The organism is Bacillus sp. PDNC022 (assembly GCF_016919285.1).
GTDB classification, from domain to species: Bacteria; Bacillota; Bacilli; order Bacillales; family Bacillaceae; genus Bacillus; species Bacillus safensis.
The window spans coordinates 1738014-1753931 of record NZ_CP070345.1; the positions used below are offsets into that span (position 1 = coordinate 1738014).

The 15918-nt window shown below is 42.8% G+C and carries 10 protein-coding genes; 4 read left to right on the forward strand and 6 right to left on the reverse strand.

The annotated features are described in order from the left end of the window. Nucleotides 1-76 precede the first annotated feature (76 nt). The 4 genes from JVX94_RS09120 (at nt 77) to JVX94_RS09135 (ending at nt 7437) form a co-directional block, all read left to right on the forward strand. Nucleotides 77-1918, forward strand: a complete 1842-nt coding sequence (locus JVX94_RS09120; protein WP_095408173.1) for a bifunctional homocysteine S-methyltransferase/methylenetetrahydrofolate reductase — start codon at nt 77-79, stop codon at nt 1916-1918. Further along, the gene (metH, locus tag JVX94_RS09125) at nt 1902-5330 is read left to right on the forward strand and encodes a methionine synthase (RefSeq protein WP_205185356.1); all 3429 of its coding nucleotides are present in this window, start codon (nt 1902-1904) and stop codon (nt 5328-5330) included. Before JVX94_RS09120 ends, metH begins: the two co-directional genes overlap by 17 nt. Nucleotides 5331-5446: 116 nt before the next feature. Then, complete coding sequence (locus JVX94_RS09130; protein ID WP_205185357.1) at nt 5447-6382, forward strand: anti protein; 936 nt, start codon at nt 5447-5449, stop codon at nt 6380-6382. A 197-nt stretch (nt 6383-6579) separates the two neighbouring features. Continuing rightward, nucleotides 6580-7437 carry a GNAT family N-acetyltransferase gene (locus tag JVX94_RS09135; protein ID WP_205185358.1) on the forward strand — a complete coding sequence of 286 codons (858 nt, stop codon included), beginning with the start codon at nt 6580-6582 and terminating at the stop codon, nt 7435-7437. A gap of 43 nt (nt 7438-7480) precedes the next feature. Here the strand turns inward: JVX94_RS09135 and JVX94_RS09140 are convergent, their stop codons facing one another. From JVX94_RS09140 to JVX94_RS09165, 6 genes are read right to left on the reverse strand one after another with little or no spacing between them, the layout of a single operon-like run. Continuing rightward, complete coding sequence (locus tag JVX94_RS09140) at nt 7481-9295, reverse strand: IucA/IucC family protein (RefSeq protein ID WP_095408169.1); 1815 nt, start codon at nt 9293-9295, stop codon at nt 7481-7483. A 13-nt stretch (nt 9296-9308) separates the two neighbouring features. Continuing rightward, nucleotides 9309-10658, reverse strand: a complete 1350-nt coding sequence (locus tag JVX94_RS09145) for a lysine N(6)-hydroxylase/L-ornithine N(5)-oxygenase family protein (protein ID WP_205185359.1) — start codon at nt 10656-10658, stop codon at nt 9309-9311. Beyond that, nucleotides 10633-11187 (reverse strand): GNAT family N-acetyltransferase, encoded by a 555-nt coding sequence (locus JVX94_RS09150; RefSeq protein WP_024426511.1) that lies wholly within the window; start codon nt 11185-11187, stop codon nt 10633-10635. Before JVX94_RS09150 ends, JVX94_RS09145 begins: the two co-directional genes overlap by 26 nt. Then, a complete protein-coding gene (locus JVX94_RS09155; protein WP_205185361.1) occupies nt 11184-12965 on the reverse strand; it encodes an IucA/IucC family protein in 1782 nt (593 codons plus the stop codon). Before JVX94_RS09155 ends, JVX94_RS09150 begins: the two co-directional genes overlap by 4 nt. After that, a complete protein-coding gene (locus JVX94_RS09160; protein ID WP_205185363.1) occupies nt 12962-14458 on the reverse strand; it encodes a pyridoxal phosphate-dependent decarboxylase family protein in 1497 nt (498 codons plus the stop codon). Before JVX94_RS09160 ends, JVX94_RS09155 begins: the two co-directional genes overlap by 4 nt. Continuing rightward, nucleotides 14445-15791, reverse strand: coding sequence for an aspartate aminotransferase family protein (locus tag JVX94_RS09165; protein ID WP_048238440.1), 1347 nt, complete (start codon nt 15789-15791; stop codon nt 14445-14447). Before JVX94_RS09165 ends, JVX94_RS09160 begins: the two co-directional genes overlap by 14 nt. Between the last annotated feature and the right edge of the window lie 127 nt (nt 15792-15918).

The window sequence follows — 15918 nt, forward strand, 5'->3', positions numbered from 1 at the left end:
AGAATTACGATACATCCAAAAAGTCTTCTTCTTATCAGAAGGCTTTTTTTGTTACATAGAAATAAGGAGGAATACAATGGGCCTATTACAAGACTTAGAAAACCGCGTACTGATTGCTGACGGAGCGATGGGAACACTTTTATACTCTTACGGCATTGACCGCTGCTTTGAAGAATTAAATTTATCGAAAGAGGATGAAGTGAAACGCGTGCATGAAGCATATGTGCAGGCAGGCGCTGACATCATCCAAACGAACACATACGGTGCGAATTATATTAAACTATCCCGCTACGGCTTAGAGGAAGAAACGAAACGCATCAATACAAAAGCGGTACAAATTGCAAAAGCAGCCGCAGGCTCTGCTTATGTACTCGGAACAATTGGCGGTATTCGAACGTTTAACAAAAATGCCTACTCTATAGAAGAAATCAAACGAAGCTTTAGAGAGCAGCTGTACATCCTATTAAATGAAGAACCTGACGGATTGTTGCTTGAAACGTATTATGACATAGAAGAAGCGAAGGCTGTTCTCCAAATTGCCCGCAAAGAAACGACTCTTCCGATTGTCATGAACGTCTCTATGCATGAACAAGGAGTCTTGCAGGATGGTACCCCGCTGAGTGATGGTTTATCTGAGTTATCAACTCTTGGTGCAGATGTCGTCGGTATCAACTGCAGGCTGGGCCCTTATCACATGATTCAGGCACTCGAAGGCGTTCCACTTTTGGAAAATTCACATTTATCTGTCTATCCTAACAGCAGTCTCCCCTCTCTTGAAGCAGGCAGACTCGTCTATGATACAGATAACGATTATTTCCGAAAAAGTGCACTTGAATTTAGAAATCAGGGCGCACGTATTATCGGAGGCTGCTGCGGAACAACGCCCCAGCATATTAGCGCAATGGCTGAAGCGGTCAAAGATTTAGCGCCGATCACTGAAAAAGAAGTGAAAGTGTTAAAAGAAGAAATCATTTCAATCCAAGACCAGCGCACTGAACCAGGTCTTGATGAGCTGGCTGTGAAAAAACGTTCGATTATCGTAGAGCTCGATCCGCCGAAGAAGCTGAACTTCGAAAAATTTCTCGTTGCTGCAAATGAATTAAAGAATGCTGGCATTGATGCGTTGACGTTAGCCGATAATTCTCTTGCGACTCCGCGCATTAGCAATGTCGCTTGCGGCGCATTATTAAAGCAGCAGCTTGATATGCGTTCTCTTGTTCATATCACATGCCGCGACCGTAATTTGATTGGGCTTCAATCTCATTTAATGGGGCTCGACACCCTTGGATTAACCGATATTTTAGCCATTACAGGCGATCCATCTAAAATTGGAGACTTCCCAGGTGCAACATCTGTGTATGATTTAACCTCCTTTGATTTGATTCGTCTCATCAAACAGTTTAACGAAGGCCTTTCTTTCTCAGGAAAGCCCCTTGGCAAAAAGACCAATTTTTCAGTGGCTGGTGCCTTTAACCCAAATGTGCGCCATATAGATAAAGCCGTGAAACGTCTTGAGAAAAAAATAGAATACGGTGCTGATTATTTTATCTCACAGCCTGTTTATTCTGAGGAACAGCTTGTGAAAATTCATGAGGAAAGCCGCCACTTGGATAAACCGATTTATATCGGCATTATGCCGTTAACAAGCAGCCGAAATGCAGAGTTTATCCATCACGAAATTCCAGGCATCAAATTATCTGATTCTATTCGTGACATTATGGCCAAAGCTGGCGAGGATAAGGAAAAGCAGCGAGCAGAAGGTTTAGCCATTGCCCGCTCTTTATTAGATACAGCCTGCGAATTGTTTAATGGCATTTATTTAATTACTCCTTTCCTTCGATCAGATTTAACAGCAGAACTGACCACCTACATCCATCAGAAAGAAAAGGAGTCTAACGTCCATGTCAACTATCACTGAACAGCTCAAGAAACGCATCCTCGTCCTTGATGGGGCAATGGGCACAATGATTCAAAACGCCAACCTGACAGCAGAGGACTTTGGCGGAGAAGAGTATGAGGGCTGTAACGAGTATTTGAATGTGACAGCCCCTCACATCATCTCTAAGATCCATAGGGAGTACCTTGAAGCAAGTGCCGATCTCATTGAAACAAATACCTTCGGCGCTACAAAGCTCGTCCTTGATGAATATGGGCTTGGCCATCTTGCCTATGAACTCAATGTTCGAGCTGCGCAGCTGGCAAAGGCAGAAGCTGACCGTTTCTCCACACCCGAAAAGCCTCGTTTTGTTGTAGGTGCAATGGGCCCGACAACAAAAACATTATCTGTAACAGGCGGCACAACCTTCAGTGAACTCGTCAGAAACTATGAAGAGCAGGCCCGCGCTCTGATTGACGGAAAGTGTGATGCCCTTCTTTTAGAAACAAGCCAAGATATGCTGAATGTAAAAGCTGGATTCAAAGGGATTCAAGAAGCCTTTCAGCAGACGGGCATTCAATTACCACTCATGGTATCAGGGACGATTGAACCAATGGGTACCACCCTTGCTGGTCAAGATATCGAAGCCTTTTATATCTCTCTTGAGCATATGAAACCCATCAGTGTCGGTCTTAACTGTGCAACTGGTCCAGAATTTATGACAGACCATATCCGGACTCTCTCCTCCATCGCAAAGTCAGCGGTGAGCTGCTATCCGAATGCTGGACTCCCAGATGAAGAAGGTCATTATCACGAATCCCCTGCTTCTCTTGCTAAGAAAATCGCCGCCTTTGCTAAGGAAGGCTGGTTAAATATTGTCGGCGGCTGCTGCGGAACTACACCTGCGCATATTCAAGCATTGTCAGATGAAGTACGCAAGCTTCAGCCGCGACCTATCACTCGCGATTCACCGCAGCATACAGTATCAGGAATTGAGCCCCTTATTTATGAGGATTCGATGCGTCCCCTTTTTGTAGGCGAACGGACCAATGTCATTGGTTCTCGTAAATTCAAACGGCTCATTGCGGAACAAAAGTTTGAAGAAGCAGCAGAAATTGCTCGTGCTCAAGTGAAAAATGGCGCTCACGTCGTTGATGTGTGTCTCGCCGATCCAGACCGTGATGAGGCAGCAGACATGGAAGGCTTTTTACAAGAAGCCATGAAAAAGGTCAAAGCCCCTTTTGTCATTGATTCAACGGATAAACACGTGATTGAAAAGGCACTCACCTATTCTCAAGGGAAAGCCATCATCAATTCCATCAATCTTGAGGATGGCGAGGAACGCTTTGAAGAGATTCTTCCTCTTGTGAAGCTATATGGCGGTGCACTTGTTGTTGGCACGATTGATGAAATAGGAATGGCCGTGACAGCAGAACGAAAGCTTGAAATTGCTGTACGTTCTCACGATTTGCTAACGAAGAAATATGGAATTCCCGCAAGTGATATCATTTTTGATCCGCTTGTCTTTCCAGTAGGCACTGGAGACGAGCAATATATTGGCGCCGCTGAAGAAACGATCAAAGGCATTAAAATGATCAAGGAAACCCTGCCTGAGTGCCTCACCATTTTAGGCATCAGCAACGTATCTTTCGGACTTCCGCCTGTTGGCAGAGAAATCTTAAATGCTGTCTATTTATATCATTGCGTGCAAGCAGGACTTGACTATGCCATTGTAAATACAGAAAAGCTTGAACGCTTCGCTTCCATTCCAAAGGAAGAAATCAAACTAGCTGAAACCTTGCTTTATGAAACAAATGATCAAACACTGGCTGAATTCACCCAATTTTACCGCGGCAAAAAGAAAACGGAGAAAAAACCAAAGGTCTCCTTATCACTTGATGAAAGGCTGGCGCTCTACGTCGTCGAAGGAACGAAAGAAGGGCTCATCGATGATCTTTCCCTTGCTTTGAAGCAATATGAATCGCCGCTTCATATCATCAATGGTCCATTAATGCAGGGAATGGCTGAAGTTGGTCGTCTTTTTAATCAAAACGAACTGATTGTAGCCGAAGTGCTTCAATCGGCTGAGGTCATGAAAGCATCTGTTTCGTTTCTTGAGCAATATATGGAAAAGCAGCATGCGAGCGGGAAAGGAAAGATTCTACTTGCGACCGTAAAAGGAGATGTCCATGATATCGGGAAAAACCTCGTCGACATCATTTTGAGCAATAACGGCTTTCAAGTGGTCGACCTCGGCATCAAGGTGACACCTCAAACATTGATTGAAGCTGTGCAAAAGGAAAAACCAGATATGATCGGGTTATCAGGCTTACTTGTAAAGTCCGCCCAGCAAATGGTACTAACCGCTCAAGATTTACAAAAAGCAAACATTTCTGTTCCTATTTTGGTCGGCGGTGCTGCCCTTTCTCGTAAATTTACAAAAATGAAAATTTCGCCTCATTATGATGGACCTGTTCTTTATGCAAAAGATGCTATGGACGGACTGTCATTAGCCAATGAGTTAAAAGCGAATCCTCTTCAATTTCAAACAAAGCCGCAAGAGGAGCCAGCAGCACCTTTCAAGGAGAAAGAAGGAAAGCAGCCGAAAGCTGTCATTGAACTACTAGAAAAACGCGCAGCACTCCCGCAGGCACCGGTATTTACACCAGAAAATACCGCACGCCATTATGTGAAGGACATCGATTTGCATCATATTATGCCTTATGTGAATGAACAAATGCTCATTGGTCATCATCTCGGTTTAAAGGGAAAGGTCAAAACCTTATTAGCTGAACAGCACCCAAAAGCATTGGAATTAAAACAGCTTGTCACGGATCTTCTAAATGAAGGCAGAGAGAAAAACTGGTTTGCACCTGCATTTGTCTATCAATTCCTCCCTGCCAATTCACACGGAAATGATTTGCATATTTATGATCCCGAAGAGCCTGACCGCATCATTGAAACGTTCCAATTTCCAAGGCAGGAGAAGCTCCCGTACCGCTCCATATCTGATTATGTAAGGAAAAGTGATGAAAACGAGAAAGATTATATTGCCTTATTTGCCGTCACAGCCGGCGCGCGTATACGTGAAGTCGCACAGCAATTTAAGCAGGAAGGGGATTATTTAAAAATGCATGCTGTCCAAGCTCTGGCGCTTGAGCTTGCAGAAGGATTAGCTGAAAGAACACACCAAGTGATTCGTGACAAATGGGGCTTCCCTGACCCAGTCGATTTCACAATGGACAAACGATTCCAGGCGAAATATCAAGGGCAGCGCTATTCCTTTGGTTATCCAGCGTGTCCAAATCTTGAAGACCAAGAAAAGCTGTTCAAGCTGCTTCAGCCCGAAAAAATCGGCATCCATCTGACAGAAGGATTCATGATGGAACCGGAAGCATCTGTTTCAGCGATCGTCGTTTCCCACCCTGAAGCTCGATATTTTAATGTTCATTAATACTAGAACCTCCATCATTGGGGGTTCTTTTTTGATATAAAAATGGAATAAATATCAATTTTAGGAATAATGATCCGATAATATAAATGAAAGAAACTGAAAAGGAGATGTTTGTTATGTTCAAAAAGAAAATGGGGGTTTTACTGCTTGCCGGCCTCTTCATCGCTGCCTCTCTCTTCCAATCACCTGCACAAGCAAGTGAAGCATCTACGAAACAAACAAAAAATTATACAGAAGAATTGGAGCACCTATATCCAGACAGCGATTATGCCAACAATGATACGATGGAAAAAGCTCAGTTCCTACAGTCTTCCCTTTATTTGAATAAATCTTATTTATATCATGAGGGAAGTATTTCTTCTACAAATGATGTCGACTTTTACCATTTCACCAGCTCCAAATTTGATGGTGCGGATGGCCGTTTTTCTATTAAACTTGTGAATGTAAAGTCAGGAAATGATTTTGATCTCTATCTTTACAATAAGAACGGCGCACTTGTGTCTTCTTCTGTGCGGACTTACAACCAAAACGAGATTATTCATATGCCGAAAATTGCCGCCAGTACGGATTATTATTTAGCGGTTAAGCCTAAACAATTATTAAATGAAGAAGATAAAACGTACCGCATTGTCTTTGACAAAAGCATTGAAAAAGCAACACTCAAACGATATGGGTCACCAGCCACACTTAATAGTTTCAATGAAGCCGGTTCTCCAAATTCTAATTTTGATTTAAACAGCCTGCCGCAGGATGCTGTCGTGACTGGTCTTTCATTAGAAGCTGATAAAGGCAGTACAAACGCGCACAATTATGTCTTCACCGTTTCTTCCCTTAAAGGCGGAGCAGTGAATGTACCTTGGAACGGCCAAAAGGTCGACATCTCTTCCTATAAAACAAGCCAGGTTCCAGCAAAAGACCGCTTTTTTGTTTCTTTCAACGCGATAGAGGTCCCTCAGTTTATCGGCGGGCGATTAATCAAAGTAGGTGTAGTGTCGATTAAAAACTTACAGCTCACCTTTGAATATGAATACAACCGAGACTTGAATTATTAAAAGGACAAAGGGCTAAAGTAATCTTTATTTTAGCCCTTTCTCTTTTTTTCAGCGTGATAGAAAACCTGCAGCCTTGACAACGAATGCGAGGGTTTGTCTACACGCTGAGTGGAAAAGGATCTCCCTTTTCCTTTTTCTTATGCCTTCTTATGATACGATACATATAGATGAATTCAGCTAAGAAGGAGTTGCGTGAATTGGAAAACGTTGTACAACGAACATTAACACTTGATGACATACCTGATCTTATCGCATTGTCAAAAGAGGTCGACTGGCCTGATTACAATGCGGAAGAGCTTACATCTCTTTTAACAAACGGATATTTTACAGGTTTTTCAACAACGGATGGACAAGTCATCTCATGTGCGGGACTTTTCCAATATGATAAAGCAGCATCAATTGGTGCTGTCATTGTATCTGAGACGCATCGCGGCTTAGGCCTTGCAAGGAAAATGATTGACACCCTGCTTCGCCGAAGCGATCAAAGCGTTCCTGTCGTTTTAACCGCTACTGTACAAGGACAGCCCGTTTACGAAAAAATCGGATTTCAAACGGCCGGCTACATTCATACATACAAAGCACAGAAAACAAATCCTTATGCGCTTCAGGTGCCAGATAAGATTCATCTGTCTCCCGCTGATGAAACTCATCTCCCGTCTATTGAAACACTTGACGCAAAAGGAGCAGGAGCCAATCGATCAAGCTTTTTAAAAAATCGGATGCACCGGGCAGCATTCCGAATGATTGCACAGAATGAACATCATGAAACAACCGGTTTTGCGTTTGGCGTCGAAACCCCTGCTAATCTAATGATTGGACCGCTTACAGCAAACGATGAACAAACCGCTCTCTCGCTCATCCAATCACTCATCTCGTCTTATTCAGGTGCAATTCGTATAGATATGCAGGAAGAAACTGCTGAACGCCTGCATGAAACACTTGTGGAAGCAGGATTTACGAAAACAAACGTAGCCCATTTTATGATGATCCGCGGGAAAGAAAAACTAAATGATCCCGCCCTTTTCTATTTCCTTGCCTCTCAAGCATTTTCTTAAAAAACAAAAAAGCTGTAGACACTTGATGTCTACAGCTTTTATATTACTTCTCTCCAACTGACGCAAGGACATGAGCGAGTGCATTTGTGACCTTCCCGTGCTCTGATGCATGCGGGCGGTCATCTCCATCTCCATAGCCATAATCAATCATTCGATTACGATTTAAGCAAAGCTTTGTCAGCTTCGGCTGGAATAGATCAAATAATTCAAAACGGTCCTTCAGCTGCGGGAATTGCTTTTGATAAAGCTGAATTTCTTCTGCAAGCAAGCGCCATAGAGTCGTTTCATCTAACAGCTGATGATTGTCTAACACATTGGATACGTAGCGCAGGTTACAAATAAATAATCCTGTAAAGATAAATTGTACTAAACCTTCTGGCGGCTCACTGCGCAGCACTTCTTTTAAATCTTCTTCTAGTGAAGCTAATTCAGGCAGCGGCTGGTCACTTATATTTACATCATCAACGAAATCTTTGATCGCCAAACGATGCGGCTGATGATTTTTCAACACAAGAATCGTATTTTGACCATGCGGTGAAAAGACTGTGCCGTATTGATACATGAAGTGCAGCAGCGGCGGCATCACGACATGGAAAAACTTCGCCATCCATTCTTTTGCTGAGAGACCTGATTTTTCAATCAGCTGCTTGATATACGGCTCTCCTTCATGATCCTCATAAGTGAGTGCCGCAAGTGTAACAGGGCTCTCCCCTTCATCTAAGTACGTATAAATGCTTTCTCTAAAAATGACACCAAGCATCTCAAGATATTGATACGGCGCACCAGGCAGTTTGCTGTAGTATGGATGATCGACATTGATACTTGCATTCTCACCTGGTAAAATGACGCGGCACACATCAGATAAAAATGAGTCTTGATCAGCAATCCCTTTAATATGCGCTGTAATGCGCGGGGCAATGACCGTACGTTCTGATGGGAGTCCACGGTACACGAGCGTATTTAAAATACTCATTGGCAGTTTAATATGATGCTTGCCTTTGTTTGAGATATTTGTAAAGGTTCTGATCGACTGCTGCGGGATATATTGATCCAGCCCCTCTCCCAAATACACAATCCGGCGCAAGGCCAAATCTTCCGGGAAATGCTGAATAATCATATGCGTCCACTGCCACTGATGAACAGGCATCATATAATAGTCAGCCGCATTCAGTCCTTCATCCTTTAACACGCGCTGAAATTGACGAATCGTGACTTCATCTAATTCTTTAGCGATCACCTGCTCATAGTTTTCATGATCAACTGCATGGAATGTCGCAAGCTCTCTATGTACAGCAATCCAAGACAGCTGCACACATTCTTGACGTTCTGGTGCATAGGCTAAGTAATCATCGTAGCTGAATCCTATACGCCCTTTGTTATACACAATCCAAGGATGGCCTGTCATTTCTCCTTCAATCCATGCATAATCCGTATCTGTTAGCTCATCCGCACGAAGTGCTTTTTTCGACAGCAAATGGACATCGGCTAACAAAGTATGGTGAAGCTCTTTGATTAGATGGCCTGTTGTGTCAGAGGACATTGGAATGATCGGCTGGATGTCTAGTAAAAACACAATGGCACTGACATCCTTTGACCATTTTCCATCTTGACAGCACTCAATTGATTCAGCGATTGTATCAAAACTATCAAACAATCGAGGTTTTGCCAGATAACGATATTTCTTATGTTCATGAATGATTAATTCATACTGCGCGATGCCATCCTTACAATCCAGTTCTACAGGATGAAGCATGTCCTCATACATGTATTCAGACAGCATTTTTGCCACCATTCGCTGGTTTGCCTTTTTCCAAGCAGCAGGATTCACCGCTTTTTTCAATTCATCTTGTACACTCATCGCTTCATCCTCCTTAACCTTTGATTTCTTCAAATGTGTGTGCGTTCTTGTGTGTACCAAATGTCTGGAAGACGTGCTTTTGATAAAGTGGATACACGGTTTGACGAGCAAGTTCATTGATGATCACACTGTTTCGATAAGCCCCCAGTCCCAAATCTGGAGCGCCGACCCCATGTGTATGAAGCTCTGCATTTTGTACAAAAATATCATTTTCACCCATCGTATTTGTTTTCAAACGATATTCACGTTCAACTTGGAAACGTCCTTGATCATCCCATTGAATGTGATGAGAAATAGGGTTGATAAATGGCGGCAGAACGGATTGGTAGCCAGTCGCCAATACGACAATATCTGTCTCATGTGTAAAGGATTCTTCCTTGACCCATTGTGTGCAGGAAAGTGATAATCCGCCTGTTGTTTCCTCAATTAAGTTGACCTCCGTCATGGCTTGAAGCACTGTGTTCAGCTGCTTTCCGCAGGCCGAACGTTCATAAAGCAAATGATAAATATCACGAATCATCGCCGAACTGATGCCTTTATACAGCAAATCTTGTTGTTTTAATAACGCATCTTTTTTTGTTTGCGGAAGCTCATAAAAGAAATCAATATAGTCAGGGGAGAAATACTCAAGTCCAAGGTTTGAATATTCCATTGGGAAAAATCCTTTTGACCGTGTGAACCAGTGAATATCCTTCGCCTCATCATCTGATAAAATGTCATAAAACACTTCTGCCGCACTTTGACCAGAGCCGATAACTGTCACAGATTTCCCTTTGAAACAGCCTTCTTTCTTTCGTTTTAAATAGTCAGCTGAGTGAAAAACCTTCTCTCCTAAAGCTGGCTGGAGCGATGCGGGTATCGCCGGCTGCGTGCCAATTCCTAAGACGAGATGTTTGCTTTCAAACACCTCTACAGTTTGATCCTTTACATGACGGACATGCACTTCATACCGCTTTTCCCCTGCCTTTTCGATCAGTGAGACAGATTCGACGTTCATGCCAAATCGGCAAGAGTCTAACTGGTCAGCGACCCAGCGGCAATAATGACTGTATTCCTTGCGCGGTATATGGAAGTCTTCTAGAAAGTAAAATGAGTACAAACGGTTTTGTTCCTGCAAATAGTTGAGAAAGCTATATTTGCTTTTCACATCTGCCATGCTGACAAGGTCCGCTAAAAATGGGACTTGCAGTGTCGTCCCTTCAATGAGCATCCCTGGGTGCCAGTGAAAGGCTTCACTTCTTTCAAAAAACAAAGCATTGATTTCATTTACCTCTTCAGATAATGCGGCAAGCCCTAGGTTAAACGGGCCAATGCCGATCCCAATTACATCCACTACATTATTTTGCCTGTTGAACCGCGTCATGGTTATACTTCCTTTCGAATCGTTCTCGATCACAAAACATCAAAAGACCTGTTTTATCGGGTAAAGTGACTGGTTTTACACGTTCGAAGCCGCATTTTTCAAATACATGAATCATTTTTTCATTGCGAATATCCGGCTCAGCGACGATTTTTTCTGTTCGTTTGTTCTGCTCAAATTGAAATGCTGTCATTGCCTGAAGGAGCGGCGCAGCAAATCCTTTTCCCACATAATCCGGCTCCCCTATTAACAGGTGGATGCCTTGATCATGCGGAGAAGGTTCATAGTAGGATTCAATGATATCCCCTTTGACGTTATAAGCCTCAAAATAACTCATTGGTGTCCCATCAATCGTGCCTAAATAAAGGGTTTGATGCGGATCATGTATGGCCTGATAAAAATGCTTTTCAAAAGCAGGAAACGGAATATTCAAATGCCAAAATGGGTGAACGTACTCTTCTTGCATCCACTTATGGACAAGCTGGACATCTCTTTCATATTCAGCACGAATAAACCTAATACGATGCCTCATCCAATCAGCGCCTCCTTATGTAAAAAGAGCGGATTCAAGACAGCCGTGTAACGAGATTGTGTTTCCAGAGATCCGGTCAGCTCATCCATATCTTCAAATCGTGTCAGCAAATTCGCTTTTGAAGGAAGTTCTTTTGAACGGAGAAGGCTGTTAGTCAGATCAGATGCTCCGTACGTCTCCTCATGAGCGAGCAATGTATCTCTCACGAGAGCCAGCAAGTCTTCTTCTTTTGCTAATCCTTCCGTGCCAAAGCCATTAATGAGACCAAATAAATGATTAAAGAAGAAATAATAACGGAGTCTCTCAACGGCTACATCATCCGCACAAATGGTTTCACTTCTCACGCTCAAGTTTTGAACTAGATTTGCGAGCTTATCCTTTTTCGATTCACTATAATAGTAGCCTTGGTTGTCACGGTAATAGAAGGTCTCTGGATAACCATCCCTCATTTGCACAACAGCATTTTGCTGATGGGCCTCGAGTGCAAGACCATACGTTTCAAACAGCCAGAGCATCGGTTTTAACGAAATGGTTAAATATTGTTTAAACCAATCTTGGCTGACCGCTTCTGTTGATCGGCCTTCTATGTCTGCAAGTTCATGAATAATTCCTGCTAATCTCGATTTTCCTCCGTACGCATGATCCTGACATAGCCCCGCAATTAAGCTTGCGCCTTTTTCACGATGCAAAAATGGATTTTGACGAATGACCACTTCAAAGCCAGATTCCACTTCATCTCCTCGAATAGAGAGATATGCTGGATCTTCAATGACCCGGAATCCAGAGAATTTTTCATATAAAGAAACGCCTAATTCTGTTTTTAAGATGCGGGACATCTCAACCCCGCGATCCAGTTCCTTTTGTTTGTTGATACGTAAAGAGTTTGTAATTTTCACTGGAACAGAGAATTTGAGCATATAAGCAGAATCCTTTTGATAGACCGTTCTAAAGGATGAGGTCGCTGTGTATTCAGATCCAAGCGGTCCTAAATAAGCCAGTTTCCCTTCCTCTATATAACGCTTCACAAATGCCTTCCTCATGACCACTTTGACTTGCAGCGGATGAATTGGAATGAGCACATATTTTCCGTTTTCTGTTAGCATATTCAGTCTCTCTGTTTCTTCTGGTACCTGACGCGAAAGTTCTTCTAACATGAGGCTTGCCGCAGATTGTGAAATAGACGAATCCTGAAGCACAATCGAATGATGCGCTTTAAAGTAATGAAGCTGGAAAGCTCCTTTCAGCTCAGGAGAATAGACGGCTTCCTCTTCTTCTGTCATCCCTTGTCTGCTTTTTGGTGTTGGATGTGTTAAATGTCCAAGGAGAAGTGACTGCTCAGCCTCGATGTACTCAAAATCAGCTTGAGATAAAGCAGCTTGATCACTTTCTCTCTCCTTTAAGAATCGTTCAATATTTCGGCAGCTTAAAATGATGCGAAGCATGAATTCATCCTCTGCATCTGTGCGGCCATATGCAATGAGAAGCTCCTTTGAACATAAAGCAACAAGTGTCGTGTAATCGACGATCGTTCCCTCTTGCTCGCTGCCATGCGGACGAAAGCGAATCGGAAAATCAAAGAGATGGCGGCCTACAGATGAAAAATATCGGATCGGAATCACAAGCTCAAGGTCTTGCTTTGCTAGTTTTGCCACGAATACAAACGAACCATCTGCTTTTGTCTCTTTTTTTGCAGATCGATCGATTCCTGTTTCACGTAAAAAACAGTTTAAAAAGCTTTGCATAGTTGCATTTTCAGCCATTTGTTTATATTGACTCAACGTAGTACCCTCCCGGATTGAATATGAGCGATCCCGATATCAACGATGTCAGAAAGGATTTCCTCAATATGTGTGATTGTCGTTCTCGGATTTAACAAAGTGAATTTTAAGCATGTTTGACCATCCACCACTGTTTTCGCAATGACAGCCGTTCCTGATTTGAACAGTGTTCGATGAATGATTTTATTGATGTCATCCGTTCGTTGATCATTCTTAAATCGAAACACAACTGCATTGATTTCTGGCTCAGGATTGATCACTTCAAGGTGATCTTTTCTCTCTATAAGCGCGGCCACATCCTTCGCAAAATCAATGGTATGGTCAATGATGTCACCAAACCCTTCCTCCCCAATCAGACGAAGAGAAAGAAGCAATTTCAGTGCGTCAAAACGTCGCGTCGTTTGGATAGATTTATTGACGAGATGTAGAATTCCATCCAGTTCATCTTCCTTTGGGTTGAGATAATCTGCATGATAATTAATCAAACCAAAATGTCTTTTATCCTTCAGCAAAAATGCCCCGCAGGAGATCGGTTGATAAAATAGTTTGTGGAAGTCGATCGTGATTGAATCAGCAAGCTCAATACCGTCTAATTTACACCCGTAGGTTTCGCTTAATACAAGCGCTCCGCCGTAGGCAGCATCTGCATGAATCCATAAACCATATGGCTTGACGATGTCATACACATCTCGAACCGGGTCAATACTGCCAAAATCAGTTGTCCCGCAAGTTGCCACTACCGCAAAAGGCAGGAGATCCTGTTCCTTTAACTCGACAAGTTTCTTCTTCAAATCATTGAGGTCCATACGGTGATGCTCATCCGTTTCTACTAGAACGACTGCCTGCTCCCCTAAGCCTAGCTGGGATGCAGATTTCTTCACAGTGAAGTGTGCATTCTTAGAACAAAGAATTCTCATGCGGTGCGCCTCACTCGGCAAGCCTTTCTGCTGAACATTCCATTGCCATGTGTTTTCACAAAATGCATCTCTTGCAAGAAGCAGCCCCATGTAGTTAGATTGGGTTCCACCGCTCGTAAATGTCCCATCTGCTAGATTTCCATAAGAAAACTTCGCACATAGCCACTTTAGAATTTCCTCCTCCACCAAAGATGCAATACCGCTTTGATCGAAGGAATCCATAGATTGGTTAAATGAACTTACTATCACCTCTGCGGCAAGTGCAGGTATAAGCGGCGGGCAATGCAAATGTGCCAAACATTTAGGATGCGATACATCAACGAGATGCGGCAAAAGGTGCTGCTTTATATCTTGAAAAACTGATTCCATTGATTCGCCAGACGGTTGAAACTGAAATAATGATTCGACACTAGCCGCTAATTTCCCAGGCAATATTCCGCTGTATGGGCCTTGGTCTTTTTGCCACTGATCCAGCAGGCTGTCGATAGATGTATGAAGAGCCGCTTGGAAGGACTCTCTTCCAAGCTGGCTTTGATTGATAAATAATGAATCCACAGAAGCCTTAGTTGATTGCATCGTAAACGGCCTCTTTAAAAATAGCGATGACTTGTTCAAGCTGCTCTTCAGTCATGATCAATGGCGGTAAGAATCGAATGACGCTTCCGAAACGGCCTCCTGTCTCTACAATTAGGCCTTTATCGAAGCAATTCTTTTGAATGAGACTGGCTAGTTCAGGATTTGCTGGATAACTTCCATCCACATCCTGCTTCTCATTTGGATTAACTATTTCAGCACCAATCATTAATCCTCTTCCTCGAACATCACCGATAGCAGGTACATTTTTTTGAATGTCTTTTAGATATGCCTGCATGCGATCCCCTAACTGGTCTACATGATCAAGCAGATTGTTTTCTTTTATAAATTTAAGCGTTGCGGTTCCTGCGGCCATCGCCATTTGATTCCCTCTAAATGTGCCAATGTGTGCACCTGGATTCCATTGATCCAAATCTTTATCATAAATCACAACTGAAAGCGGCAGGCTGCCACCAATGGCTTTAGATAATACAATGACGTCTGGCACAATTCCCGCATGTTCAAAGGCAAACATCTTACCTGTTCGGCCAATGCCTGATTGAACCTCATCGATAATGAGTGGAATGCCTTTTTCATTTGTGATTCTTCTCATTTCTTTCATCCATTCAATAGATGCTGGAATTGAGCCTCCCTCACCTTGCACTGCTTCAAAGATCATACCTGCTGGCGGAAGAATACCACTTTCAGGATCATTTAATACACGCTCAATATAAGAGCTGGAAATGCGGTGTGAATCTTTCCCGCCAATTCCAAATGGGCAGCGGTATTCATATGGATAAGGCATGAAATGCACATCTGGAATTAACCCTTGCACTCTTTCCTTTGGAGACAAATTCCCGCTTAATGACATCGTGCCATGTGTCGCACCGTGATAAGCACCGTGGAAAGAAAGAATGGAACGATTTCCTGTCGCTGTCTTGACTAATTTAATCGCTGCTTCTATGGCATCACCGCCAGTTGGTCCACAAAATTGAATTTTGGCTCTCTTTGCAAACTCTTCTGGCAGGTGAGAAAAAATTTCATTCACAAATTCTTCTTTAATTTCTGAGGTTATGTCCAACGTATGCAATGGTCTTTTTTCATGAAGCATACGTTCAATAGCTTCTATAACAACCGGATGATTGTGACCAAGTGCTAGTGTTCCTGCGCCTGCCAGACAGTCATAAAACTCTCTGCCATCCGCATCTGTCACGATCATACCCTCGGCTTTTTGCATGGCTAATGGGAACCGTCTCGGGTAAGACCTTGCATTAGATTCTCTTTGACTTTGCTGCTCTAAAAATTGCTGATTTTTAGAAACGGTTTTGATGGACATAATAAAACACTCCTCCAATTGATAAAGATTATCATTTTCATTTACTAGCCTAGAGGATTTTAGATATGAAAGTCAATTGTATTCAAAAAGATGATTCTAAAAGCATATGAATGCAATATTCTCTTTT

What these genes read in the sequence shown, in the direction of transcription:
- JVX94_RS09130 (WP_205185357.1), top strand. Translation starts at nt 5,447, where the DNA reads ATGTTCAAAAAGAAAATGGGGGTTTTACTGCTTGCCGGCCTCTTCATC.
- JVX94_RS09165 (WP_048238440.1), bottom strand. Translation starts at nt 15,791, where the DNA reads ATGTCCATCAAAACCGTTTCTAAAAATCAGCAATTTTTAGAGCAGCAA.
- JVX94_RS09160 (WP_205185363.1), bottom strand. Translation starts at nt 14,458, where the DNA reads ATGCAATCAACTAAGGCTTCTGTGGATTCATTATTTATCAATCAAAGC.
- JVX94_RS09120 (WP_095408173.1), top strand. Translation starts at nt 77, where the DNA reads ATGGGCCTATTACAAGACTTAGAAAACCGCGTACTGATTGCTGACGGA.
- JVX94_RS09140 (WP_095408169.1), bottom strand. Translation starts at nt 9,295, where the DNA reads ATGAGTGTACAAGATGAATTGAAAAAAGCGGTGAATCCTGCTGCTTGG.
- JVX94_RS09150 (WP_024426511.1), bottom strand. Translation starts at nt 11,187, where the DNA reads ATGAGGCATCGTATTAGGTTTATTCGTGCTGAATATGAAAGAGATGTC.
- metH (WP_205185356.1), top strand. Translation starts at nt 1,902, where the DNA reads ATGTCAACTATCACTGAACAGCTCAAGAAACGCATCCTCGTCCTTGAT.
- JVX94_RS09145 (WP_205185359.1), bottom strand. Translation starts at nt 10,658, where the DNA reads ATGACGCGGTTCAACAGGCAAAATAATGTAGTGGATGTAATTGGGATC.